This is a genomic window from Paenibacillus sp. RRE4, from assembly GCF_031844205.1.
GTDB lineage: Bacteria > Bacillota > Bacilli > Paenibacillales > Paenibacillaceae > Paenibacillus > Paenibacillus xylanexedens_B.
Genome location: NZ_JAUZUT010000005.1, coordinates 247,666 through 273,383, shown reverse-complemented (window position 1 = coordinate 273,383; position 25,718 = coordinate 247,666). Strand labels below are relative to the sequence as shown.

Here is a 25,718-nt window from a genome sequence, read left to right as displayed (position 1 = left end):
AACAATGTAACAAATCTGATGAATTTGTCATTAAAAATAGCCTTAAGCTCACATAATATGTTTAAATAAGAATAGTGAATTACATACTAAAGCTTTTTTGCGATGCAAAAGGCTGAAAAGGAGCCCGATGATGGAAATCAGCTATTTTTTACTCCCAAAAGCCGAAGTGGCCTATATCGAGTCTACCGCTTCCATGAAAGATGCTATTGAGCAGTTGGAATCGCACCACTACACCGCCATTCCCGTAATTGATCCGGATGGAAAATATGTTGCTACTCTGTCCGAAGGTGATCTGTTATGGAAAATGCGTAATACGCCCGGATTGACATTTGATAATATGGACCAAGTGCAGGTCGATGAGATTAGCCATCGTGTCTATAATGAATGCGTGTACATCGAAGCAGAGATGGAGGATATGCTGACTCTTGCGGCAGACCAAAACTTTGTGCCCGTGGTGGATATAGATCGGGTCTTTCTTGGAATCATTCGTCGTAAAGATATCATTGAATATTACACCCGCAACATATCCGATTAATAAATCTCGGGTAGCATGGAAGTGCTACAGTGAGATTACGGTATCTGCAAAAGTCAACCGAAAAAGACGAGCCAATGTGCTCGTCTTTTTTGTGTCATCCTTAAAAAAAGGTAAATTTCCACATTATGGACTTAACATAAAAATGTTGCTAATTCCGACCAAAATAAATACAATATTCTTCATGAATCGACATAATTCGTCATCATAATAATGTTTTCGAACAACCCCCCCCCTTATTAATTGAATATAATAGATTATAAGGAAAATATATGCATTATTTGTTCAGAATTCGTTCAGAGCACTATTGTAAGATGGACATAAGGTTAAACTTGATGAACGTTGATTCTTTCACCAATCATAGAGAGAGGTATGCACCTTGAATCGTTTAAGCACACGCAAAAAAATGCTGGTTACCGCAACCGTAATTATGTCTTGTATTTACGTCATATGGCGCACTTTCTTCACCATCCCTTTCGGCCATGGCCCGCTTGCTGTGACCGCCGGTCTTGCCCTCCTGATTGTCGAACTCATTGGTATGTTTGAACTCGCTGTGCATTTTTATAATATGACCCGGCTTGAATACCCTGAAATTCCTGTCGTTGATGAGTCATTGTATCCTGACGTTGATGTTTTTATTGCTACATATAACGAACCTGCATCCTTGCTTTTCAAAACGATTAACGGCTGTCTCAACATGGATTATCCGGATCGCTCCAAAGTACATATCTACCTGTGTGACGACTCCAATCGTCCCGAGATGCGAGAGCTGGCTGATCATATGGGGATTAACTATCTGACTCGGACAGAGCATATTCACGCCAAGGCTGGAAACTTGAACAACGCCATGAAACATACTTCCTCCCCTCTAATCGCCACGTTTGATGCCGATATGATTCCGAAGCATGATTTTCTGACGTCCTGTGTGCCTTATTTTCTGACAGGAGAAAAGATTGGCTTCGTGCAAACTCCGCAAAGCTTCTATAATCCCGATCAGTTTCAATACAATTTGTATTCCGAAGCTCGGATTCCAAATGAACAGGACTACTTCTATCGTGATGTGCAGGTCGGGCGGAACAAGTCCAACTCCGTTATCTACGGCGGAACCAATACAGTGCTGTCGAGGCAGGCACTCGAAGATGTGGGCGGTTTCTATACCGGCTCCATTACTGAAGATTTTGCCACTGGCATTGAAATGCAGAGCAAAGGGTATCGCTGTTTTGCCACCAATAAAGTGCTTGCTTCAGGACTTGCCCCGGGTGATTTGAAAAGCCTGATCAAACAGCGCCAACGCTGGGCACGCGGATGTATCCAAACGGGCAGAAAAATGAACATTTTGTTCAAGCGCGGGCTTACTTTTGCCCAGAGACTGAATTATATTTCTTCCATAACCTATTGGTACTCAGGGCTGAAAAGGGTGCTCTACATCATGTCGCCTATTCTGTTTGCTGTGTTCGGTGTGCTCGTAGTGAAGTGTACCATTCTGGAAATTCTCGTGTTCTGGCTGCCGATGTATCTGTTAACGAATATGTGTCTACGTATGTTGTCAGGTAATATTCGAACCACGAAATGGACGAATGTATACGAAACGATCCTGTTTCCGTCTCTTCTACCTGCAGTCATTTTGGAAACACTGGGCGTCACGATGAATAAATTTGCGGTAACCCGCAAAGACGGTGCCCATAACGATCGCAATTACCAGCTCAAACAGATCATTCCGCATCTGATCTTGGCCGTGCTCTCTATCATCGGTATCGTAAACTGCATTCACTGGACATTTAGTCAGGGCACCATTGGATTTCTCGTAGTTCTGTACTGGCTGTTGATTAATTTCTACAACATTATGATGTCGATCTTTTTCCTAAGCGGCCGTAAAGTGTTCCGCAACTATGAGCGTATTCTGGCTGCAGTGGACTGTACACTAACGACTGAGGGTGAAACTCTGTCCACGGTTACACATGATATTTCGGAAGGCGGGATCGCTATCGTACTGGATACACCGAGATACATCCCGAGCGAAGCCGAATTTGCTGTACGTCTGGTAACGGATCATTATTCAAGCGAGTTTACAGCCAAAGTAACCCACGTAACTTCATTCGGTAATAAGTGGAAGTATGCATTCAAAGTGCACGAGATTACAGAGCAGGATCAGCGTCAGTTGTTACATATTGTGTATGACCGCGAGCCTACGCTTCCGCAGAAGCTGGATAAAGATATCAGTACGTTCGAGGACATCCGTTTGAATTTTGTAAGACGTGGACAAGCGGGCATCATGTCCAACCGTAAACTGGCACGCATTCCGCTGAACCATGAGCTGGATACATCCGACTATGGAACCGTTACGCTGATGGACTTTAATTATGAATTTTTGCTTGTGAATATATCTCGACAGGAAATGGTCTATGAGCTTCGTTTGCCGCTTGCCGAAGGCCTCGAACTGGACTGTGTATGGGTGAAGTCGATGAGAAGCAAACATGGCATTCTGTACCGGATCAGAAATATTCAGGACATTGCCCGAAATGGACAAATGCCTGAACTGGAAGCTCTTTTGAAACAGTGGAATGTGGCGTATATTGACGCAAGCATACCCAAACGCCCAGTACAGAATAACAGCTTCATCTCGAATGATGAACTGGACGAGATGGCCTATTTATAACATGGAGGCAAAGAACGCATGAGTACGAAATGGCAGCAATGGCTGCTTGTCGCAATCCTCACAGGTTTATCAAGCTTATATCTCGCTACTACTGCTTCGGCTCAGCCGGATCAGCTGCAGTGGAGCGAGAGCTCCATAAAGATATGGAACAATGGAGCCAAAGTGCAGTCCACGTTGAATCGTAACGGCAGTTTACAGATCAACACCTCGACACAGGATCTAGAAAAAGGCTATTACTCCGCCTATGTGTATGAGCTACAGAACAGGGACTGGTCGGGCTACAGCGAGTTAAGATTCTCGATTCGCAGTGATTCCGATCAAACGCTGCCGCTAAACGTTGTCATCACGCGAACGGATCAATCGGCACTGACGGTGGCGGATCAACGCAATGTCATCCTTATTCCCTTGGCAACCAAAGAACCGAAGCTGGTTCATCCGGTGGATGGGTTGATAAGGCTGGAGCCAGGGTTTGAGGGGGAGGTTCGTGTTCCCTTTTCCAGCCTCATGGTTCGAAATCATGCAAATACGGTTGGCCGTGTCGCACCAGGGAAAATGCTGAGCTGGGGCATCACGATGACCACGACGGAAAACGCACAGCTGAATTACCGCGTTGGCAATATCAAACTGGTTCCTAGGAAAGAAGCTGTTGCAGAGAACCAATTATCTTCTGTGACAATCAAAGGTGATGAACGAGTCGTAAAACCGGTGGTCGGTGAATCGGTTGCAACTTATACCGTTAGTGGCCTGCAGGTGACAGAATCGAAAGCTTCGGAAACGCCAGAAGTACATTTCCAGCTTGCTCATCCTGTACAGGGCGTAACCATCACATCGGATGGCCTACTGACCGTTGAAACGGACGCCGCAAAAGCCGACTCGGTGACTATTCGTGCGCTGGTGAATCAGCAGTGGAGTCTTGATTATATTGTGAAGCTTGATCGTTCCACGGCGATGCAGATGAAGGAAGCGGATGGAACACCTCGTTTCATCCCCTCGCCAGGCGAGGTTCCCAAAGTACTTGAACCTTCCACCATATGGTTACAACCATGGATGGAATGGCTGATCCGGATCGGTCTTCTTCTGATTGGACTCATGGTGGTTGTTCCGTACTGGCTGTGGCGCAAACTTCAGCAAGGCTCACAAGCGGGAAAACAACGTTCGATGAATCATCGCAGGTCCAAGCGGCTGTTCAGAATGTAGCTTAATTTATTTCATCATCAACATTATCAAGGAGGAAAGGCAGTGCTCTTTTCCAGTTTAGTCTTCTTATTTTATTTCTTGCCGCTTGTACTTGGGCTGTATTATATATTGCGGTTTTCTGTGACGCTGAAAAATATGTTGTTACTCGTGGCAAGCCTGTTCTTCTACGCATGGGGTGAGCCCCGCTTTGTGCTGGTTATGCTGGTCTCCATCGCACTGAATTACGTGTTCGCACTGCTCGTGGACAAGTACCGGGATCGGCGCAATGCCGCCTACACCGTGATAACCGTGATGCTGGCTGCCAATCTGGGTATGCTGTTTGTTTATAAATACCTGGCGTTTGCCCTGCGTATTGTCAATGAAAGTACAGGCTTTGGCCTAAGCATTCCGCATATTGCGCTGCCCCTCGGCATTTCTTTTTTTACCTTCCATGCGATCTCCTACGTCATTGACGTGTACCGCGGGCATGGCAGTGTGCAGAAAAATCCGTTTTATGTCGCCCTCTATATTTCCTTCTTCCCTCAGCTTGTGGCCGGGCCCATTCTGCGTTACAACATGATTGCGGATCAGATGATCAATCGGAAGGAAAGCTGGGACAAGTTCGCGGTCGGCTGTTGCCGGTTCATTGTGGGTTTGAGTAAAAAAGTGCTGTTATCCAACAGCATGGCCATTGTCGCCGATCATGCATTCAGCATGGGCGGAACAGGCGATATGGCTTCAAGTCTGGCTTGGCTGGGAGCGATTGCCTATACATTACAGATTTATTTCGACTTCTCGGGTTATTCGGATATGGCGATTGGACTCGCGCTGATGTTTGGTTTCAAGTTCGAAGAAAACTTCAGGTATCCGTATATCTCACGCTCCATCACCGAATTCTGGCGCCGCTGGCACATCTCGCTTGGCACCTGGTTTAAGGAATATGTTTATTTCCCGCTGGGAGGATCACGTGTCAGCAATAAAGATAAAATGATTCGCAATCTGCTGGTCGTCTGGGGACTGACGGGCATCTGGCATGGGGCGGAATGGACATTCGTCATCTGGGGTCTAATCAACTTCGCATTCATTGCACTGGAGAAAATTTTCAACCTGGACAAAAGCACACGGTATGCTCCGCTCCGACATTTCTATGCCATGTTTGTTGTGGTCATTGGATGGGTGATTTTCCGGTCACCGGACTTGTTACAGGCTGGCAACTACCTTGGCAATATGTTCGGACTGTATGGCAACGGGTTCTGGAGTGATACGACATGGATGTTCATGAAGGAATACGCCCTTTTCTTCATTCTCGGTATTCTGTTCTCCACGCCACTTGCCTTACGGATGAACAAATGGATGGTGGATGGTGTACGCTTCGGTAAACCGCTTGAACTGATATACCCGGTGACCATTATTGCTCTGTTTCTCGTGTGTGTATCCTATCTGGTCAAAGGAACATACAACCCGTTCATATATTTTAATTTCTGAGAGAAGGATTCCATATGCATAACTTTTTTGCCAAAAAGAGAATGACCGCCTTCCTCTTCATTCTTGTGCTTGCCACATTATCGATCTTGAATATCATGCATTCCTTCGGACCGATGAAAAAAACACTATCGGCGGCAGACTACCGATTCTCCAATGCCAAAGGCATCATCAACGAATTGGATGCAGACATCAATGAGCACGTTTTTGAAAAGTTTGGATTCGTGGAAGCCTACGGATACTTACAGTCACTCATGTGGAAGAACGAAGAGAACAATTTCGAGGTGGTCAAAGATACGGAGGGCAAGCTTCACTATACCTATTTCGCCACGGGGCCAACGGATACGTCAGAGCTTTCTGATCGGGTTGCCGAGCTAGGGGTACAATTGGGGGCAAAAACCAAGCTTACGTATGTCATGACACCGGACAAATATGTACGTGGCTATACCACTTTTCCAGATGGCATTCCTTACAATTATAACAATGAAACGGCCGATGGCTTCCTGGATCATCTGAAGCAGGCTGGGGTCGATACGCTGGATTTGCGCGAGGGTTTGCTGGAGAGCGGCATACCGGCGAAGGATTTATTTTTCACAACCGATCATCACTGGAAAATCAAAACGGCCTTCTGGGCCTTCGGCCAGTTGGTTCACCATCTGGATGGCATATATAACAAGCCACTTGACCCGGACCGTTATTTTACGGATATCGGCAACTACAACGTCATCCCGTACACGGATTTCTTTATCGGCTCACAAGGCCGCAAAACCGGCAAGTTTTTCGCGGGGGATGATGACTTTGACCTGATTTATCCTAAATTCAGAACCGACTATTCTTTTTATTTTAAGACAGGTGAGACGGAAGCTACATTGAATGGTCGATTTGAGGATGCGCTGTTAACGACATATCCCCTGAATGTGAAGGGCGCTGCGTATGACCTGACTGCGGACAAATACTTTACGTATCTGTATGGCAATCAGGGAATCGTACATGTGACGAATAAAAACAATCCAAACGGACTCAAGGTCATGTTTATCAAGGACTCACTCGCCGTGCCTATGATCTCTTTTCTCTCGACGGTTGTCTCCGATGTGTATCTGATTGATCCACGTTACTATACAGGAGACATCATTGATTTTGCGAAAAAGACCGATCTGGATCATGTCTTCGTATCGATCTCCCCTCAAGATCTCGTCGATGAGTTTTTCCCTTACGGGAAAAACAAAACGGATGGTCAATACACTAGCTCTAAGTAAAATATCGTTCATCGAGTTGGAACATACAAAAGGGTACTCCCTAGGCATTCATAGCCACGGGAGCACCCTTTTACTGTTACAGTGTGGTCACTTCCGTCAAACCGAAATACCACTCCAGAAAGGCATTGAAATCCGCCCATTGCGGCTTACTCTCTCCGTTCAGGAATCGTTCAATCGACTCGCCCAGTTCAACCAGCACAACCTCACCTGTCTGGCGATTATAGAAGAATCCCCCTTCCCCTTCAAAGCTGTCCAGCGGAATGTATGCCTCTGGTAATCCCAGTGTAAGTTGCGATATATGCATATCCTGTAGATATACGGTATTCTCGATCACCCAGCAGATCTGGTAAAGCTCCTGATGCCGACTGTAAAAGGTCGGTCCATCCTCGGCATGCAGGTAAAATTGTGCGAAATCCGAATTCAGATCAATGTCCAGCTTACGCAGCGCTTCCTCGTATTCAGCAGGCACGTCTTCATGCCACCAGCCTTTCAAGCGGCAATGTTCAATGACTTTAGTGGATAACATGGCGAGCCCCCTAATTTATGTTATATGTCGTTAATATTTCATCGTAACTTGAACGTCACCCTATTGAAAGAGTAGCATGATTTTAGAGGGCTGCACAAATGACTCGGGACAATCTTGATGATCTCAGGAGGGAATCAGAAATGTTCAAGAGAATACTTCACGCCGGCGGAAGGTGCGATAGGTAAACACAACAACACCAATGGTAAAAAGGCTTATTACAGCCATGTATAACGTAAAATAAGACAGCTTTAGCCCCAATACTGAATAATGAACATCGTATTTGAAAAGTCTTGTCACTCTGATCATCGTGCTTAATTGAAAACTTTCCAGCCACCTCATCCATCCAGAGTTCAGATTTAACACATCATATGCCAGGTAAGGAAGGCCTACAATCGCAGCGCTCACCGATACAGCAATAAACGGTGTAGAACTGAGAACCGATACCAGTAATACGATACACCCAAGCACAAGGCTACCAGCTGCATGAGTCAATAACTGAACGATATAGTATTGAAGTGCCGTAAATCGGTAAGGTGAGAATTCGTAATAAAATGTGTCAAAATACATCGCTACACTTTGAATGGGGGTATCCGCGCCAGCCAAATGACCGAATCGCAACCAATACATTTGCAAATTCACGCCGGCAAAGACGATAACACACACCACAATGTAGATCATAGAAGCTAATAATTTGGCCGTTACAAGTTTGCTTTTTCCCCGTTTGCTGCTGCGTAACAAGGATGCGGTACCCAGTGCATATTCATTCGCAAATACCGGAGCCAGTCCGAGCAGAATAAAGATGATCATAAACACGGTACCAAACTGATCGATATATTCAAGTAAATAGCCCCAAGGTTTATTGTAGTGAATGTCGGTTACATCTACGGTTCGCGTTCGGATCTGACCAGTCTCATCATAACTTGTATAGTTATTTTTCGTTTCTGGCGAGAAATTTAAGATGTCATAGAAAACACCATTCGGGTAAATATACTCATTGTTCAAACCTATAATCTGCATATGATCTCTGGCCAGGTTTGCTTTTTCCTGTGTTATGGGACCTTCATACGGCCTGTAATCCTTGGAAGCATCAGATAAACCAGCATGTTGGACAAACGAATAAGCGACGAAAAAAATAAGGAAGATAGCGAAGGTTAAAGCGATACTTTTACGCATCATGATTTTAACGAATTCATACCGGATTAACTGAATCATGATTCAGCCTCCTCACCAAAAAAGTGCATGTATACATCTTCGAGTCGGGGTGATTCGGGCACAGCTTCCGGGATCGGCTTTTCTTGGGACAAAATCCGGGCGGTTATACCTTCTGGTGAATAGGAGAGGCTGCTTACTTTGAATCTGGCATTCAGTTCTGTAAGCTGTGATTCCAATATAGGTGCTTTCCACACCCTATCTTGCATACTCGTCATAATTGCATTCGGTGTATCCTGCAGTATCAGCTTGCCTTCATTCATTAGAATCAACCTTTTACATGAAAACTCCAAATCCGAGATGATGTGCGTAGACAGCAGAACAAGACGCTCCCTTCCGAGCTCGCCGATCATATTTCGGAATCGAATCCGCTCCTTGGGATCGAGGCCAACTGTAGGTTCATCCAAAATGAGAATCTGTGGATCGTTCAGCAAGGCTTGAGCGATGCCTAATCGCTGTTTCATGCCTCCAGAGAACGTACCGATTTTATCCCGTGCCTTGTTTTCCAAGCCGACCAACGCTAACGTTTCCTGCACACGAACTTTGGCCTGACTTCCGCTCAGTCCTTTCAAGGAGCACATATACATTAGAAATTTATACGCACTAAACCGGTTGTAAAATCCCAAACGTTGCGGCATGTATCCGAGTATACTTCGATATTGCTCCCCCGTATGTTGTATCGGTTTTCCATCCAACTTAATCTGTCCAGATGTAGGCTCGGAGATATCTACAAGCATTCGCAGCAATGTTGTTTTTCCAGCTCCATTCGGCCCAAGCAAACCATAGACTCCTTGATTGGACAACTCCAGCGAGAATGATTTAACCACCCATTTATCTTTGTACTTTTTGGACACATTATCTATGGTCAGTATCAAAGGAATACCCTCTTTCTGTCTGTGATGTATACTTCCTCACCATCTGATAGGTTTGACGGATCAACAGTCCCGCCCCAACGAAAGCAATAACGGCTAGCCATGAGGGTTGAATGGTCTCTATGAATGCCTTAACTTCCTTAAGAGTAAGCACAAACTGTACTAACGCAAACCAAAAAATCAAAAAAAGGCTGACGGCGGTTCCACCTCTTACACGCATCGCAAGCCACAAACTTGTCCCCGCTGAGATGAGCAACTGTGTATACAGCAGTCCAGCAGACTTCCATGTCAACAAGTCTCCTGTTTCGTTAGATACCAGTAACATTAGTAAAAATACAAAAACGATATTACCCGAGAGTACCACGATCAATCGTGCGAACATTAGCTGTTGTTCGGTCATTTTACAAGTCAGTTCCACCTCCATCAGTCCCGAATCCCGGCCTTTGAACACCTCGAGCAATCCGAGTACAAAGGGTATGGGCACTAAGAAAAGTACAATTAAGGTTGAATCCATGGAATGTTGACGCCCTAGCCAGAATCCAAGTAGCAGAAGCACCGCACATGCTAACCAATAGGATTTATGAAAAATGACCATTTCCCCTCTGACCACTTGGAACAATTCCTGGGTCAAGCTTCTGGAAGCCCAGTTCTGCTTAGCACCTTCGGGTTCAGGCATATATGCACTCAGCTCAAGAATCGTTCTGTTGATCTCTGCTTCCGAGGGGAATTCAACCGGATACTGATTTAGATGTGAGGCAATTTCACGATACTCACCTATATCAATCTCTGTTTCAGAGTGAGCTTTATTGGTTCCTTTTGTATGTTGGTGTTTCATGCCGATCCCCCCCTGTAATCATCTCTTTCAGCTTCGAAATTCCTAAACGTATCCGTGACTTAGCCGTTGATTCACTGGTTCCCGTTGCTTCTGCAACTTCACGAATCTTCAATCCGTTGTAATAATTCAAAATAACAGCATCCCGCTGATGCTCCGGCAAACTTAGCACGGCTTGTCTGACTTGTTCGTTCTGGTTTCTTTTTTGAAAAATGTCCCAGACGTTATGATGTTCACTCGAAGGGAACGCTTCTTCCGTTAGTTCCGTCTCCCTATGTTGTTGCTTATACTCCCGTCCACGGAAATAGTCCAGACAATGGTTTACTGCAATTTTTAGAAGCCAATGCTCGAACTTCCCTGTATTCTGATACCTTTTTAGAGATTTCATCATCTTAATGAAGACCTCCTGAGTCAGATCATAAGCCGTATGATATTCTCCTGTTTTGCGATAGATATATGCGAACACCGATTTATAGTGACGTTTAACCAGCACTTCCATCGCTGCTCGGCTTCCTTCTTGAATCTCTCGAATCAACTCTTCATCTGTCAACGTTCCCTCACCCCCTCAATCTAGATAACGATGCTTGGACTAGAAAAGATCAAAAATTGATTTTTTATGTACCCACATCCACTACAAGATGGTGAAACTTTCCTCCTTCATCTTCGTCTAAATAAAGGAATACACCTCAAAGGAGATGACTATGAGAATAAGTTGCAGTCCCGGTTTTCCCGGCAGTATGATCGGTTCTATTGACTTGAGACCAACCAAGCATAACCAGCCCCCGTCCACAACAAGTCAAATTTCACAGTATGTTGATGCTGAACTGATTTCTATTCCCTATGTGACCGATCCGGCATTTGGATCACACTTTGATACGATGAAGATCATGAAAGGTACATATCAGGAAGAGTTCCACGAGAGCTACGATGTCGAATTTACGATCGACGTGGATCAGAAAGGTTATATTACACAGTTTGAGCATACCTTCCCACTGGAACGTTACATAGACCTGATTCGAACCCAGTCGTACCGGGTCATTCAGACGAACTGGCGCGGCCAGTCCTTTCACGTGATGACCTACAGTTATATGGATGAGGTTATTAACCCAAACAATGTGATATTCCGATGTACGAATGCAGAGGATGTCTTCGTTGTAGCCGAACTTGTGCCTTTTCGAGCAGGTGGCGTTGTGGAGCAACCGAATAATCTGTATCTCCACTTCCGTGCATTAATCTCGGCCAGGGACGACCTGTATCCCGTCGATTATATGTGTCAGCCGGATTTCGACTTGAATCTGGACTAAACGAATTGAAGTTGAGAGATATGAAAGAGGAGCATGCGTTTTCCTGCATCTAAGGATAGCCTGTGTTCTTTTTTTTAATCCTTTCATTCTGGATTCACCCTAAGCAAAATCAACGAAACAGACGATAACATATACATAAAGTTACATTTGCGTATGTTTCAGGTGCGTACTGAAGATGAGAGGAGTTTCACAAATATTATGATGGGTACAAAAACAAAAATCAGCTCGCTACTTGCACTGCCACTCGCTGGCCTGTTATTGCTTCTAGGCGGAACACAAACCGCTTACGCTGAACAGGTCGATAGCTTGCTTCCCGAGCGTAGTCAGCAAGAAATCGTACAGAAGTGGAATGAATGGATGCATGTAGATCAGACTGCCCCCATGTTTACCGAAACACCTTCTACCGTTTTCCCTTATTCTGCCGGCCTGCTCAATGAGAGATATCTGGAGCAGGGTTTGAATGCTGCCAACTTCTATCGATATATTGCCGGTATGTCCGGTGATCTTGTACTCGACCCGACATTAAATATGCAAGCTCAGCACGGAGCTGTTGTTGTCTCCACCGGAGGGCAACTTAGCCATTCCCCTGAACAACCGGCAGATATGCCGAAGGATTTTTTTGATAAAGGCTATACCTCTGCCTCCTCATCTAACCTGCATGTCACCAGCAATGGCAAATTCAATGTACTGGCCGGAAGCATCATGGGCTACATGAATGATTCGGATGCGTCCAACATTGATCGGGTAGGCCATCGCCGCTGGATTTTAAGCCCGAAGCTACAACGAATCGGATTTGGTCTGGCTGCCCATCAAGAGGAAGAGCGAACTCGTTATTATAATGCCATGCAGGTTTTTGACAAAAGCAGAACTCAGGTGACACCGTATAACTACAGCCTGTTTCCCAATCAAGGCGACTTTCCGATTGAAGCCTTCGGCGCCCTGCAGGCCTGGTCTGTTCAATTAAACAGGGACGTGTTCGCAAAACCCGAATTGGAAAAGGTTCAGGTTGAAATGATCCGAACCTCTGACCAGCGGAAATGGACATTCAACCAGCAAGAGAAGACGGAATTCCCTTCGGAATATTATAATGTAGATCCTTCAAACAAACGCTGGTTTGAACAAGCCTACTTCAATGTCGAGACAACCAACTTTGGCGATAACAGCGCGATTATTTTCCGTCCTGACGATATTCAGTTGTTTAAAAACGGTGATACCTTCCAAGTACATATCACAGGCCTGCAAAAGAAAGATGGCTCTCCTGCCGAAATCTCCTATACTACACGTTTCTTCCATATAGACGGCAGGCAGGAACCCACGTTAACCCAGATTCGACCTGCAAAGTCCGATGTGACCTTGCGAGTTGGAGAAACCGCAGATATCCCTTTAATCACAGCTATTCTTGGAGACGGTACTTCCTACACCCCCTATTCCAACCTGACCTATACGACATCATCGGATAAGATTGTGATTCGGAATGGTCGAATCGCTGGAACAAAGGTCGGGAAAGCCGAGCTGCATATCCGTTTTGGAGGGAAAGAAACGGTCGTCTCGGTTACGGTAAAGAAAATGCCTAACTATACAGACATTCAGAATCATTGGGCCAAGCATGATATCCTGTGGGCTATTCAGCAAAATATGGTCAGTGGGGATAATGACACGTTCAGACCTAATGATCAGGTGAGCGAAGCCGAATTTCTCTCCATGTTATTTAATATGTATGCCAACACTAAATACCTGAAGAATATGGAGACGGCTCAGGATAAAGGTACGCTTTGGAGTGACCGATACTATACGTATGCAGCAAGGTTTAATCTGCCACTGGAAGCCAGCATTCAAAATCCCAAGCTGCGCAAACATGCGCTGAATCGGACAGAGGTTGCTGTAATTATCGCCAGCCTTGGAGGTAGAAACTATGTTAGAGAAGAGGACAATATTCAGTATTTGCTGAATATGGGATACTCCTCTGGCAAAACATCAGCCACTGTCGAAGGTTATGCTGGCAAGGAATTATTTACTCGAGCAGAGGCTGTTGTATTTCTGAGGAATCTAAAGGGCAAAGGATTCGAGCCTTGGGGCAGACCTGAACAAGTTACCGAAACGGGTGACAATGAGAAGCAAGGAAACCTCCCGGATGGTACGGTTCAGGCCGAATATACGGTGGATCACACCTTGACTTTACGAGGTACATTTAAGGCCTATGCCGGTCACACCATTCCGATTGATATCAACGGGCCTTCCCCGGAAGTATTGCCTATTCAGACCGAAAACGTAACACTGGCTGCAGACGGAAGCTTCAAACTGACGGTCAAGGTAAATGAACAAAACACCAAGCACCTCAACCTTTACTTGAATGTAAAAGAGGATTACACGTACTGGATTCGCGTAGAGGAAGGAAAAATGGCCGTTAACGAATATACAGAGGGTTAAGAACATGGCGCTGGAGGCATCGATCGCCCCCGGTTTAACCTAAATCGCACTTTCCGAACAAGCAGGCATGGGGGATCGTTCTCCACCTTGCACGTTCGGGAGGTGCTTTTTTTTATGGAATCAGCAAGAATTAATTTAATTTTACACAGAACTTCATCGTCTGGTACAAAAGATTCATTTTATTAAAACCAACTAACTAATACATCCTCTACTGTCGATAAAATGCATTGAAAGTATATTATTTACATTTTATAAGTTGAAGGAGATTAGAAGATGTTTATTCGGAAAAAGGTTATTCACACATTGCTTACGCTTCCTCTGGCTGGTCTGATGTTCGTACTACTCGGTGCACAGCAGACCTTGGCAGCCCCCGTCGACAGCTTGTTGCCTGAGCGAAGTCAGCAAGAAATTAATCAAAAATGGACGCAATGGATGTCGAACAGGGATCAACCCGCTACATATACCCAAACCCCTTCCACCACAGCACCTTATGTTGCTGGCGTATTAAGTGAATCTTCTCTGCAGCAGGCATTAAATGCGGCCAACTTCTATCGTTACCTTTCGGGACTGGAAGGCGATCTTGTGCTGGATGCTTCGCTTAACGTTCAGGCTCAACACGGTGCAGTTCTTGTCTCTACCGGTCCTCTAAGCCATTTTCCGGCTAGGCCTGCCGATATGCCAAAGGATTTTTTTGATCTAGGTGCTAAATCAGCCTCCAGTTCCAACTTGTATGCTTCCTATGGCGCTACCGGCAATCTGGCGGTTAATAGTGTGGAAGCGTATATGGACGACTCTGACTCAAGTAACATTGGCGCACTAGGTCACCGTCGCTGGATTCTGAGTCCGCAGTTGAAAAAGGTCGGCTTCGGAATCGCATCCCGGGACAACAAAAATTATGCAAGTCATTTTAGCACCATGCAGGTGATGGATACCAGTCGGGCAGGGAAGCTGCGCTACAATTACAATTTGTATCCAAACAAAGGCGCGTTTCCGATTGAAGCTTTCAATGTGTCGCAGGCCTGGTCTGCGCAGTTGAACCCGGATGTCTTTGCAAAACCTTCAAATTCGGAGGTTCAGGTAGAACTTACACGAACATCGGATCAGAAAACCTGGAATTTCGGTGCCAAAACACCTACCAGCAGTGATCCTTCCCAAGCGTTTTTCAACGTCAATGCCGATGGATATGGGTATAGCTATGCTGTCATTTTCCGTCCGGATAACGTAAAAGCATTGAAGGATGGAGATACGTTTACCGTTCGAATTACCGGATTGAAGAAAAAAGACGGTTCCAACGCGGACATCGTTTATCAAACTCAATTTTTCACGATTAGCCCCTCCGCAGAGGAACCCGTGACCGATCCACAGAATCCTGGAACGCAGCCCCAAGACCCAAGATCCCGGCACACAGCCTCAGGAACCGGATACCGGCAATGAGGTCGTTCTTGATGACCGTCATGTACAATTCGAATATACAGCGGAGCGCACCTTGAACGTACGAGGAACACTTACAGCATATGCGGGTCAAACGTTCTCCTTTCGGATTCATGGCCCGTCACCAGAAGAAAAACATATTCGTACGGAAACCGTCACAGTCGGTGCAGATGGCCGTTTCAATCTAACGGTTCGCAATCTTAGCGTGTCCGACCTGAACATCTATCTGCAGGTGAGCCCCTATTTTATGTATCTGATTCCTGCGGCCAGCAACTCCAATGTTACCTATTACTTTGAGTAGAAACAGTTGGGGAAAGAGCAGGCATCCAAAAAATCCGGATGAATCATCATCCGGATTTTGTATACATTGGTTTAGCCAGTAACGAAGTAGCATCCTATTATAAGCACATTCTACTTTTCAGTACCATGGCAGTACACATCACTAAATTCATCTGTATATAGAACTTCTATGCAGCCTGACCAATTGAGAATCGTACCGATAAAATCAGGTATATCCAGCCCCTCCATGTCATACGTCTCTTCTGTATTCACCGTACCGGCCGCATCTTCAAGCAGTGTCACTTTAAAACCCTCATGTTCAGCAGCGATTGCTGTAAAAAGACAACAATATTCCATGTTAAATCCAACAATGAACACATGCTCTACCTGCTGATCGCATAGCCATTTTTTCAATTCACTATTACTGAAAGCATTCGGTTTGTTCTTTTCCAGAACAAGATGTTGCTTCGTATCCACAACAATTTCCAGATGATCTGCTTTCCCGCGGTAGAGTGAGGACTCTTCATGCTGCTCATCAATATGTTTAGTAAAAACCATGGGCCAATTCATCTTCTCGAAGGTCGCCATGACCGATTCGATCTTTGACACGGTTGCCGATACATCTCGTTGCATGGTAAGTCCTCGCTGGACATCAAGTACGATTAGGCATTTATTCATCTCTGATTCCTCTCCACGTTCTCCTGCACTCTGAATTCAACAATCTCGCGTATCAAGTTCTCTGGCAAAGGTTGGTCAAGTGGAAACTGGACAGAACCCTTCGCACCCTTAAACCTGGAGAGCTGTTCCTTGAAGGCCAGAATACCGCTGGGTGCAGGATAAAAGCCAATATGTTTCGTGTATGCCGCAAAATGAACCAGATTCCCATGCTGCGCATATGTAGGCATTTTGTAACTAATTTTCTCTTCAGCGAGCGGAGCCGCTTCCTGAATGATCTGCCGCAACCTCTGTAATTTTAGTTGCACATCTGCTGGAAATGAAGCGATATATTCATCCACCAGCTCCGAGTGTTGTCCGTTTTGATTCATTTTGCGATCCTTCCTCCACATCTGTTTAAGGGTGATTTGCAACGAGTACTATTGGCTCTATTGTACGTTATAAACATGATCGAACAACAACTGTTTTTCTCCGGGAGAACGCATCTACTTGATTTTAGAGACAGATAACCCTACAATATGTTTAAGCGTTCGAACATTTAAACATTTAATGGAGGGTTAACTTTATGACTACCACCTATCGGAAAATTCTTATCGCCGGCGGTTACGGCGCAGTTGGTGCACAGATTGCCCGCATTTTGCATGACAGACATACTGATCTAGAACTGTTACTCGGAGGCCGTTCTTCTGGCAAAACACCTCCGTTTGTTTCAAACCGTGTTCGCACCGTCATTGTGGATACAGCTGCACCCGATCCTCTAATCCACGTCCAAGATGACGTATTCCTAATCATCAATGCCGTAAATGATTTACAGGATTCATTGCTCGTATCTGCCATTCGGCGAGGCATCCCGCTCATTGACGTCACTCGCTGGACAGAGGTATTTCATCAGGCGCATCACACGGCAAAACAAGAAGAGCTTCGCTCCCCTGTTATTTTATCTTCCGGCTGGATGGGCGGGACAGCTTCCTTGTTTGCGATGATGCTCGCAGAGAATTTAAATCATGTGGAGATGAACATCAGTGCCTTATATTCACTCCGGGACAAAGCAGGACCTGATTCCGTTACGTTTATGGACCGGATGAGCATTCCCTTTCAGATCACTGAATTGAATACTCAGCGTGATGTCTATCCAATGACTGATCCGCTTCCTGTCACTTTTCCCGGAGGATATCAAACGCAGTGTTACAGGCTCGATACACCGGATCACATTACGCTTCCCCGGCAAAGCCAAATCGATACTTCCAGCTTCCGTATTGCCTTTGATCATAAGTTGTCTACCTACGCACTTGCTGGCCTAGTCAAAACTGGAATATGGAATATAATTAGTGGCGAACGGTTTACTCCCCTCAGACGCAAGTTGCTCTACAACCCGGGGAATGGCGGCGCCCATCATCTCGTCATCGAACTGAAAGGTATCGATCACTCGGGTAAACAGGTGAAGCGTAGACTAACCGTCTCCGATCCCCAGGGACAGTCCCATCTCACAGCACTCGGTGCCGCTATTCAGGCGGATAAGCTGCTTCGCTTGCCTGCTGACCGGCCGATGGCTGCAGGAATTTATTATCCTGAGCATTGGCTGGATCACCATACGAATCGGGATGCCGCTGTACAATTTTACACAGAACACGGTGTTCAACTCGGTTAATCTACAACGTCATGGCCCTTCCATTACGCATGAGATAATCTTCTTTTTCCTTGTAATCCGGCATGATACTACCTACTCTCCGCCAGAACGAACGGTCATGATTCATATGATGAATATGGCACAGCTCATGGATAATGACATAATCAATAACTTCTGGCGGTGCCATGGCAAGGCGGTAATTAAACGTTAGCTTTTTGTCCCAGCTGCAGCTCCCCCATTTCGTGGGAGAATCTACGATGTTGATAGACTTCGGCTTCACCTTAAGCTCCTGCTGATAACGTGTAATTCGCTCCCCGATCATGCGTTTGCATTCGGCAAAATAAAACTTTTTCAGGTTCGCACGAAGCTCCTCTTCCGTAAATCCCTCTACCGGGATTAAGTCATGCAGGGCATGAGCCTGGCCAAAAAGCAAGAATGTACCCTTGCCCTCTTTCTCGTAATCCTTGGCTTGGGGACCATCCAGCACCTGCTGCATGCGGGCCGATTTTTGTATAATCTCGGCGCCATGCTGCAGGACCAGCTGACGAATCACCTCCTCACTTGTGCCGTTCGGTGCCTTGACGGTGACCATGTAGGGCAGATCCATCGTGATGGAGGCTTTTTTTCGTTTGCCTAGTTCGATATGACATGTAATCTTGTGTCCCTGAATCTCTATGTTAATCATTCGTTGTACTCCATTTCACAAATTAATCTATGTATCGATTATATCATTCAGATGACTAACATCCGAATCATCTCAATTGAATTTTTATACATTTTTATGTATTATTATTTGATCTGATTGTTATATTGCCTGTACCCCATGTTAGGAGGATAAGCCACATGTATGCAACAGAAAACAAACATTGTTTAATTGAAGAGTTAACGCTCAACCACTGGCAGCCTTTATCCACTTCACTATATGACGGTTGGGTACTGCGTTTTGCCAAAGGATATTCGAAACGCGCCAATTCCGTCCAGCCGATCTACCCTTCTACTCTGGATGTGCATGAAAAGATCAAAACCTGTGAGAATATCTACAGTTCAAACCGGTTAAATACGGTTTTTAAAATAACCCCGTTCGTTCAGCCAGGGGAATTGGATCAACTTTTACAAGACAAAGGTTATGACGTCGTGGATCGAACCCTGGTACAGCTTCGAGACCTGAAGGATCTCAAAGCTGCTGAACATCTACAGGTACATATCGAGGAACAGTTAACGGAAGAGTGGTTAAACCATTTTTGCCGTTTGAATACGGTCAGTGAAGCGTTTCGGGGAACCATGGCTCAGATGTTATTCAATGTCCGTGCGAAGACGGGATTCATCACACTGTTTGTTGACGGCTTTGTGGTGGCTTGTGGGCTTGGTGTGGTTGAGCGCGGATTCATTGGGCTACACGACATCATTACGGATAAGGGCTACCGTAACCGCGGACTGGCGGAACAGATGATTCTGCATCTGCTGCATTGGGGGAAAAGACATGGTGCTGTTTCAAGTTATCTGCAAGTGGTCGAGGGCAATGCAGCTGCACGGCGACTATATGCCAAATTGGGATATACCGATGCCTATTCGTATTGGTACCGGGTTAAGAATCATGCATTGTAAGACTCCATCGTTTGGCAAAATCTCAACTAAATTTAAAACAGGCCTCTCTTTTGTAAAAAAGAAAGGCCTCAACTGCTCCATCGTTGACTTTATGCGTTCAGGTTGCGTTCCAATTGTTTTTCTATACCTAATCTATCGATTTGAATCCAGTATTCCACGATTTTACCTTCCTCCACCCTGTAAACAGCACTGGCAATCTCAATTACCGGAAGCCCCGTTGGGCTGTAATGATCCACCTGGCCTGTATGAACACCCGATTGTTTCCAACGCACATATACTTTGTTGCCTTGGGCAATCATCTCTTGAATCTCCAGTGTAAAAGAACCATATGCCTCAATCATCTCGCGCACATGAGCTGCATAATCGGCAGGTGTTCTGTTTACCGTGATATCTTCCTCGGATACCACTTGATGGGCTAACACCTGTTCCGCCATCACTTGATTGGCATAATCCGGATTCCGGCCTGACCGGACTTCTTCAAAAAATGTTCGCACAACCTGTTCTGCAATCATACAAGATGCCTCCTCCAACATTCTTCTCTAGAGATGAGATTATTAACTCCTATTGAACCATTGTAACATCATTTCTATGTAAAAATCGCTAAACTGTTCTACCTCTATATAGGTCTACGAACCCCCTACAACCTACCTTGACAATAAGTAGATATGACCATAAACTATCAAAGGTATTAGGAAATTAATAGGAGGTTTTTACGGTAGGAGGATCCAAAATAAGTTTTACCCAGAATAAGTAGAAAGCGGTGTACCATGAAACGATTATTTTTTATGATGTTTGTATTTACCCTGTTGCTGGCTGGTTGCCAGAGTAATGATCAGGAGAGTAACCCGTCTGAGAACAAATCAACTGAACCCAAGCAAGGCTCCAGCATTTTAAGTTTGAAAGAAAAGTATGGAACAGCCTCGGAAAAAGCAATTATGCCCATGTACAATGTGGCTCAGGATGAAGAATTTACGTTTAAGTTCAAAGGCGATTTGAGAAAGTTGAACTTATCTTCAGATGATATTATCTCCGTACATACCGATATTAAAGCACTAAAGGCCAGTAAGGTATATGCACTACCAGAAATTAATGAAGACAGCGTATCGATTAAACCCTTAAGCTGGGGGGTATTAAGCTCGGAAGCGATGAAAACCAAGGGAAGCAGCGGTTGGGGCGGAGCTCCAATCTATTATATTCGTCTAAACTATGATCCGGATGCAGAGAATCCCACTTTGCTTAATCAACCACTTATCATCCCATTTACAGTGAAATCGGAGTTGCCCGTACCTAAATTGAAGTATGTTATCGACAAAGACAGACGACTAACGCTTGCATGGGATAAAGTTGAAGGTGCTACCCAATATAACATTTATAAACGTATCGACCGAAGTCGAATTTTTGATCCTAATAATCTTCCTCTTCAAGGTGCAGAGAACGCTTATAGTGAAAGTACACCTCTGGTTGTTGCAACCACAACCGAGACGACCTTTAATGACTTTATGAAAGATGGAAAAGGCGGCCTTGGTATTTACAATGATATTGTTACAACACATCAGAATTCCGGTATTCAGGGAGAATACTACGTTACTGCAGTCGGTAAAGGCAAAGAATCCAACTTTAGCAACGGAGTTGCCACAGCCCCACTAGCCTCCCAGTTACCATCCGCATTAAAAGAAGATTTTTATCGAGAAAAATTGAAAAGCGTTAACGACCTGCCACAAAAAATAACGGTAGAGTACAATGACGGCTCACTGGCTCGTGAAACACTTGTCTATGATACCTCTAATGTAGAAATCTCTCCGTTCAATGAAACGGTCATTCCTTTTCACGTCAAAGGAACAGCGCTAAAAAATTACGTACGTGTAGAGAATGTTACTCAGGAAGATCTAGACAAGCTTGCCCAACAGCCTGTGGCTGATTCCAGTAACGGATTCGTTGAGCCTAAAAATAATACACCTTATGTGCCTGCACCGGATGTACCAACGATTATTAACAACAATGAAACTACCACCGGCGAGGAAGCTGCCGATCAGACGGCAAGCGAATCTGCGAGTGATTCCTCGCAAGAGACATCTGCTCCAGAAACAAATACAAATACAGATACAGGTGTAGAAGCAAATACAGACTCCCAGCAAAACCTTGTCGACGAGCAGAAGTCTAATACCGAGCAAAATGTAGAACAAGGTAATCAGGAAATCGTGCCCGAGCCAGCTACTGGCGATGATTTCATGAATGCGGATTCTGCGCTGGAAGAAGTTTTGGCTAAAAATATGATTGCCGCTCAGGACAGTATCTCCTTGAAAGCTTTTCCTGAAGCTCAGAATTTTACAACACTCTCGGATGTTGTCTTGAAAGTCATGTACCAGAATCCACTGATTCTTGGGGTAGAAGGCTTCGAATATAACTATGGCACGCTGACCCTTTCGATTCATTACAACGAAACGGCTGCAGATATCCAGAAAAAACAAACCGAGATTATCGCCAAAGCCAAAGAGGTTGTTGCTTCCATTATTAAACAAGGCATGAGCGATGACGAGAAGCGTAAAGTCATCTACGATTATTTGAACGACAATGCGAAATATGATGATGCTGCACTGGAAAATGCAGAGCAAAACAACTTTAAGCATGTGGATGCACAGTTTAATGATTCGTTTACCACCTATGGTATTCTCGTCAAAGGCGTCGGCGTATGCGCAAGTTATGCTTCCGTATACAAACTGCTCTCAGATCTGTCCGGCTTGGAGAGTATCGTGGTTACAGGAACCTCCAGCGGCGTACCTCATGCATGGAACAAGGTGAAAATCGGAAACGAGTGGTTCAACGTTGACGCAACTAATAATCTGACCAACTCTGGAATTCCTTATTTCTTGTATAATACCAATGATGAAACGGCTGCAAGTCAGAAGACTATCGCGGACAAAGATTACTGGCTCGATTCCGAACTCAGTACGTTCAAAGGCGAAAGTGACGCCAATGATTATTATGTACAGAACGAACTTGAAGTCGACTCAATTAACGATTATAAGAGCAAAACCGAGACACATTTGAAAAAGGGAGAGGCTTCCGTCGTTCTCAGGTTTGCCTCACCTGTTGACTTCGATGAACTGTTGAATGCAACAACGGAAGCGGTGACTGCAGTGAATGAAGCACTGCTGGATAACGCGGAGCTCGCTACACTAGGTAGCTATGTACTGCTTGAAACGAAGTCGGAGCAAAAATAAACCAACTTCTGACGTAACACAACACATACAAACAGGCCAAAGCAGAGCACACTCTGCCTTGGCCTGTTTTATTTTGGAAACTTGATGGAATGGATTGATCTCCAATACCGAGGTTTTTTCAATATAACTATACAGCCTTCTCCCGATTATGGACTAACCGTACCACCATTGGCATTCAAGGTCTCTCCGCTCACATAGCTGGATTCCTGACTCGCCAGGAATACGTAAGCCGGGGCCATCTCGGCAGGTTGTCCTGCCCGGCCGAGCGGTGTGTTGTTGCCGAATTCCGCCAGTTTCTCTACAGGTTGTCCACCAACCACCTGTAGAGGTGTCCACACTGGCCCTGGAGCGACAACGTTCACACGAATACCTTTGCTGCCAACCTGTTGGGCGAGTGCTTTGCTAAAGGTATTGATGGAAGCCTTTGTCGTTGCATAATCCAGCAAGATCGGAGACGGTTTATACGCCTGAATCGACGAAGTATTGATGATCGAACCGCCTGCTTTCATGTGTTTGACTGCTGCTTTGTTGAGCCAGAACATGGAATAAACATTCGTTTTGAACGTCGCATCGAATTGTTCCGTTGTCAGGTCGGCGATCTGCTCGACAAACTGCTGTTTGCCCGCCACATTAGCCAGAATATCAATGCCACCAAGTTCTTTGACCGCCGTTTCGATCAGTTCCTCACAGTACTTCTCATCCTTCAGATCACCTGGGACAGCAATGGCTCTGCGGCCCGCTTCCTCAATCAGTTGCACTACTTCCTTGGCATCTGCTTCCTCTTCCGACAGATAGGAAAGTACAACATCCGCTCCTTCACGTGCATAGGCTATTGCCACCGCTCGGCCAATCCCGCTATCCGCACCGGTAACGACCGCTTTACGACCCGTAAGGCGTCCGCTGCCTTTATACGTTTTTTCACCGCAATCCGGAGCAGGAGTCATCTCACGCTGCAATCCCGGCTCATCCTGCTGTTGCTTCCACTCCTTCGTTGCCTTCGGATATTGTGTCGTTGGATCTTGAATCGAATGCTGATCTTGCGTAGCCATGTTTGGTTCCTCCTCGGTTCGTATTTATGTGTTGTGAATTTCATTTGCGTAAAGGTGTACTCTTTCCTTTGTAACCGAGATGCCCGTTATTTAAACTGCAAAAAAAACACTCCTTCAACATACGGGACTCTTTGCGAGTCACCCAGTATGTTCAAGAAGTGCATCATCATTGTTGCCTTTTATTTGGAATCGTTAGCTTTGGACTGCCGACCACCGATGCCAAATACGTAATAACCAACCACTACAATCGCCATAAACGTTGCCCCCACAATCAGTGGCAGACGTGTATCCGGGTTAAAGGCCATACCGATAATGACCAAAATCAGGTACACAATAATAATGTAATTGCTGATGGGGAACCATTTGGACTTGAAATTATGCTCCGCCAGGTCCTGCCCCCAACGCTTTCTGAATCTGAACTGACTGAACGCCAGCGCAAACCAAGGCACCATACCGGGCAATACACTTGCGCTGTAAATGTACAGGAACAGCTTCGAATCAGGCATCAGATAGTTGAGTACAACCCCGATCAGAAGAAGAGAGATGGTCACTACGATACTGTTACGGGGAACCCCGCCTTTGGACAGCTTTTTGAAAAAGGCCGGTGCTTGTCCGTTCTCTGCCAGTGTGTATAACATCCGTCCTGCGCTGTAGATCCCGCTGTTACATCCCGACATTGCCGCTGTTAACACTACGAAGTTGATGATACCTGCAGCTGCAACAATGCCCACTTTGGCAAAGGTTAGCACGAATGGACTTCCAGTCTCCCCTACCTCGTTCCACGGATACAGCGTAACGATCACAAATATCGCACCTACGTAGAAAATGAGAATCCGCCACACAATGTTTTTAATGGCTTTGCGCAGCGTGTATTTCGGATTTTCTGCTTCCCCAGCCGTAATTCCGACCATCTCCACACCCTGGTAGGCAGCCGTGACAATACATAGCGCAAACAGGAATCCTTTGATGCCTCCCGGGAAAAAGCCTCCGTGACTGATTAGATTGGACAAACCAATCGGCTCTCCTCCATTTCCCCATCCGAAGAAAATAAGACCTGTTCCGATGACAATCATCGCCACGATTGCGGTTACCTTGATCATCGCAAACCAGAACTCGAATTCGCCATAGAACTTCACTGCTGCCAGATTGGCTGTCGCAATAATGAGCACACCCGCGAGTGCCGGAATCCACTGGGGAATATCCGGGAACCAGTATCCCACGTAAATCCCGATGGCTGTAACTTCCGCCATACCCACCGTAACCCACAGGAACCAATAACTCCAGGCCGTGAGGAACCCGGCAAGCGGGCTGATATATTTGTGAGCAAATGTCGCAAACGAACCGGTTACCGGCTCCTGAATCAACATTTCCCCCATAATACGCATGACAAAAAAGATAATGATCCCGGCCAGCAAATAGGCCAGTAATACGGACGGACCAGCCCATTTGATCGTGCTTGCCGATCCCATGAACAACCCGACGCCAATCGTACCGCCGAGCGCAATCAGCTCAACATGACGGGGTTTCAGCCCTCTCGATAGTTCTTTTGATTCCAAGTG

The 25,718-nt window shown here is 45.5% G+C and carries 23 protein-coding genes; 12 read left to right on the top strand and 11 right to left on the bottom strand.

Annotated features, from left to right (window positions below):
- The first annotated feature begins 130 nt into the window (after positions 1–130).
- The 5 genes from Q9R46_RS22310 to Q9R46_RS22290 all read left to right on the top strand — a co-directional run bounded on the left by Q9R46_RS22310 (position 131) and on the right by Q9R46_RS22290 (position 7,102).
- Positions 131–535: a CBS domain-containing protein gene (locus Q9R46_RS22310; RefSeq protein WP_090923108.1), complete on the top strand. Its 405-nt coding sequence runs from the start codon at positions 131–133 to the stop codon at positions 533–535.
- A 376-nt stretch (positions 536–911) separates the two neighbouring features.
- A complete protein-coding gene (locus Q9R46_RS22305) occupies positions 912–3,188 on the top strand; it encodes a glycosyltransferase (RefSeq protein ID WP_311281835.1) in 2,277 nt (758 codons plus the stop codon).
- Positions 3,189–3,206: 18 nt separating this feature from the next.
- A complete protein-coding gene (locus Q9R46_RS22300) occupies positions 3,207–4,385 on the top strand; it encodes a carbohydrate binding domain-containing protein (RefSeq protein WP_311281834.1) in 1,179 nt (392 codons plus the stop codon).
- Positions 4,386–4,427: 42 nt separating this feature from the next.
- Positions 4,428–5,849, top strand: coding sequence for an MBOAT family O-acyltransferase (locus Q9R46_RS22295; protein ID WP_311281833.1), 1,422 nt, complete (start codon positions 4,428–4,430; stop codon positions 5,847–5,849).
- 14 nt (positions 5,850–5,863) lie between these two features.
- Positions 5,864–7,102 (top strand): alginate O-acetyltransferase AlgX-related protein, encoded by a 1,239-nt coding sequence (locus Q9R46_RS22290; RefSeq protein WP_311281832.1) that lies wholly within the window; start codon positions 5,864–5,866, stop codon positions 7,100–7,102.
- A 76-nt stretch (positions 7,103–7,178) separates the two neighbouring features.
- On the opposite strand, the gene Q9R46_RS22285 is transcribed toward Q9R46_RS22290, so the two are convergent.
- The 5 genes from Q9R46_RS22285 to Q9R46_RS22265 form a co-directional block, all read right to left on the bottom strand.
- Complete coding sequence (locus Q9R46_RS22285) at positions 7,179–7,628, bottom strand: SMI1/KNR4 family protein (protein WP_311281831.1); 450 nt, start codon at positions 7,626–7,628, stop codon at positions 7,179–7,181.
- Positions 7,629–7,772: 144 nt separating this feature from the next.
- Complete coding sequence (locus tag Q9R46_RS22280; protein WP_311281830.1) at positions 7,773–8,840, bottom strand: ABC transporter permease subunit; 1,068 nt, start codon at positions 8,838–8,840, stop codon at positions 7,773–7,775.
- Positions 8,837–9,712, bottom strand: coding sequence for an ABC transporter ATP-binding protein (locus Q9R46_RS22275; RefSeq protein WP_311281829.1), 876 nt, complete (start codon positions 9,710–9,712; stop codon positions 8,837–8,839). Before Q9R46_RS22275 ends, Q9R46_RS22280 begins: the two co-directional genes overlap by 4 nt.
- Positions 9,693–10,544, bottom strand: coding sequence for a hypothetical protein (locus tag Q9R46_RS22270; protein WP_311281828.1), 852 nt, complete (start codon positions 10,542–10,544; stop codon positions 9,693–9,695). Before Q9R46_RS22270 ends, Q9R46_RS22275 begins: the two co-directional genes overlap by 20 nt.
- Positions 10,513–11,091: an RNA polymerase sigma factor gene (locus Q9R46_RS22265; RefSeq protein ID WP_311281827.1), complete on the bottom strand. Its 579-nt coding sequence runs from the start codon at positions 11,089–11,091 to the stop codon at positions 10,513–10,515. The genes Q9R46_RS22270 and Q9R46_RS22265 overlap by 32 nt, the downstream gene beginning before the upstream one ends.
- Before the next feature lie 151 nt (positions 11,092–11,242).
- On the opposite strand from Q9R46_RS22265, the gene Q9R46_RS22260 reads away from it, so the two are divergent.
- The 4 genes from Q9R46_RS22260 to Q9R46_RS22245 all read left to right on the top strand — a co-directional run bounded on the left by Q9R46_RS22260 (position 11,243) and on the right by Q9R46_RS22245 (position 16,004).
- On the top strand, positions 11,243–11,845 hold the full coding sequence (locus Q9R46_RS22260; RefSeq protein ID WP_186331836.1) for a hypothetical protein: 603 nt from the start codon (positions 11,243–11,245) through the stop codon (positions 11,843–11,845).
- 198 nt (positions 11,846–12,043) lie between these two features.
- Positions 12,044–14,272, top strand: coding sequence for an S-layer homology domain-containing protein (locus Q9R46_RS22255; protein ID WP_311281826.1), 2,229 nt, complete (start codon positions 12,044–12,046; stop codon positions 14,270–14,272).
- A gap of 273 nt (positions 14,273–14,545) precedes the next feature.
- Positions 14,546–15,706: a CAP domain-containing protein gene (locus tag Q9R46_RS22250; protein WP_311281825.1), complete on the top strand. Its 1,161-nt coding sequence runs from the start codon at positions 14,546–14,548 to the stop codon at positions 15,704–15,706.
- Between the two features lie 52 nt (positions 15,707–15,758).
- Positions 15,759–16,004, top strand: coding sequence for a hypothetical protein (locus Q9R46_RS22245; RefSeq protein ID WP_311281824.1), 246 nt, complete (start codon positions 15,759–15,761; stop codon positions 16,002–16,004).
- A gap of 110 nt (positions 16,005–16,114) precedes the next feature.
- Here Q9R46_RS22245 and Q9R46_RS22240 read toward each other — a convergent pair whose 3' ends face one another.
- Both Q9R46_RS22240 and Q9R46_RS22235 read right to left on the bottom strand, forming a co-directional pair.
- Positions 16,115–16,660, bottom strand: a complete 546-nt coding sequence (locus tag Q9R46_RS22240) for an isochorismatase family protein (RefSeq protein WP_311281823.1) — start codon at positions 16,658–16,660, stop codon at positions 16,115–16,117.
- Positions 16,657–17,028 carry an iron chaperone gene (locus Q9R46_RS22235; protein ID WP_145414619.1) on the bottom strand — a complete coding sequence of 124 codons (372 nt, stop codon included), beginning with the start codon at positions 17,026–17,028 and terminating at the stop codon, positions 16,657–16,659. Before Q9R46_RS22235 ends, Q9R46_RS22240 begins: the two co-directional genes overlap by 4 nt.
- 194 nt (positions 17,029–17,222) lie before the next feature.
- Here Q9R46_RS22235 and Q9R46_RS22230 point away from each other — a divergent pair, with 194 nt between their 5' ends.
- A complete protein-coding gene (locus tag Q9R46_RS22230) occupies positions 17,223–18,305 on the top strand; it encodes a saccharopine dehydrogenase (protein ID WP_311281822.1) in 1,083 nt (360 codons plus the stop codon).
- A 1-nt stretch (position 18,306) separates the two neighbouring features.
- Here Q9R46_RS22230 and Q9R46_RS22225 read toward each other — a convergent pair whose 3' ends face one another.
- Entirely contained in the window at positions 18,307–18,966 is a 660-nt protein-coding gene (locus Q9R46_RS22225) for a M48 family metallopeptidase (RefSeq protein WP_311281845.1), read from the bottom strand.
- A gap of 161 nt (positions 18,967–19,127) precedes the next feature.
- Here Q9R46_RS22225 and Q9R46_RS22220 point away from each other — a divergent pair, with 161 nt between their 5' ends.
- Positions 19,128–19,889: a GNAT family N-acetyltransferase gene (locus Q9R46_RS22220; protein ID WP_311281821.1), complete on the top strand. Its 762-nt coding sequence runs from the start codon at positions 19,128–19,130 to the stop codon at positions 19,887–19,889.
- An 89-nt stretch (positions 19,890–19,978) separates the two neighbouring features.
- On the opposite strand, the gene Q9R46_RS22215 is transcribed toward Q9R46_RS22220, so the two are convergent.
- Complete coding sequence (locus Q9R46_RS22215; protein ID WP_311281820.1) at positions 19,979–20,401, bottom strand: ester cyclase; 423 nt, start codon at positions 20,399–20,401, stop codon at positions 19,979–19,981.
- Between the two features lie 255 nt (positions 20,402–20,656).
- Here Q9R46_RS22215 and Q9R46_RS22210 point away from each other — a divergent pair, with 255 nt between their 5' ends.
- Entirely contained in the window at positions 20,657–23,110 is a 2,454-nt protein-coding gene (locus Q9R46_RS22210) for a transglutaminase domain-containing protein (RefSeq protein ID WP_311281819.1), read from the top strand.
- Between the two features lie 146 nt (positions 23,111–23,256).
- On the opposite strand, the gene Q9R46_RS22205 is transcribed toward Q9R46_RS22210, so the two are convergent.
- Positions 23,257–24,159, bottom strand: a complete 903-nt coding sequence (locus Q9R46_RS22205; protein WP_311281818.1) for an SDR family oxidoreductase — start codon at positions 24,157–24,159, stop codon at positions 23,257–23,259.
- A gap of 179 nt (positions 24,160–24,338) precedes the next feature.
- Entirely contained in the window at positions 24,339–25,715 is a 1,377-nt protein-coding gene (locus tag Q9R46_RS22200; protein ID WP_311281817.1) for an amino acid permease, read from the bottom strand.
- Between the last annotated feature and the right edge of the window lie 3 nt (positions 25,716–25,718).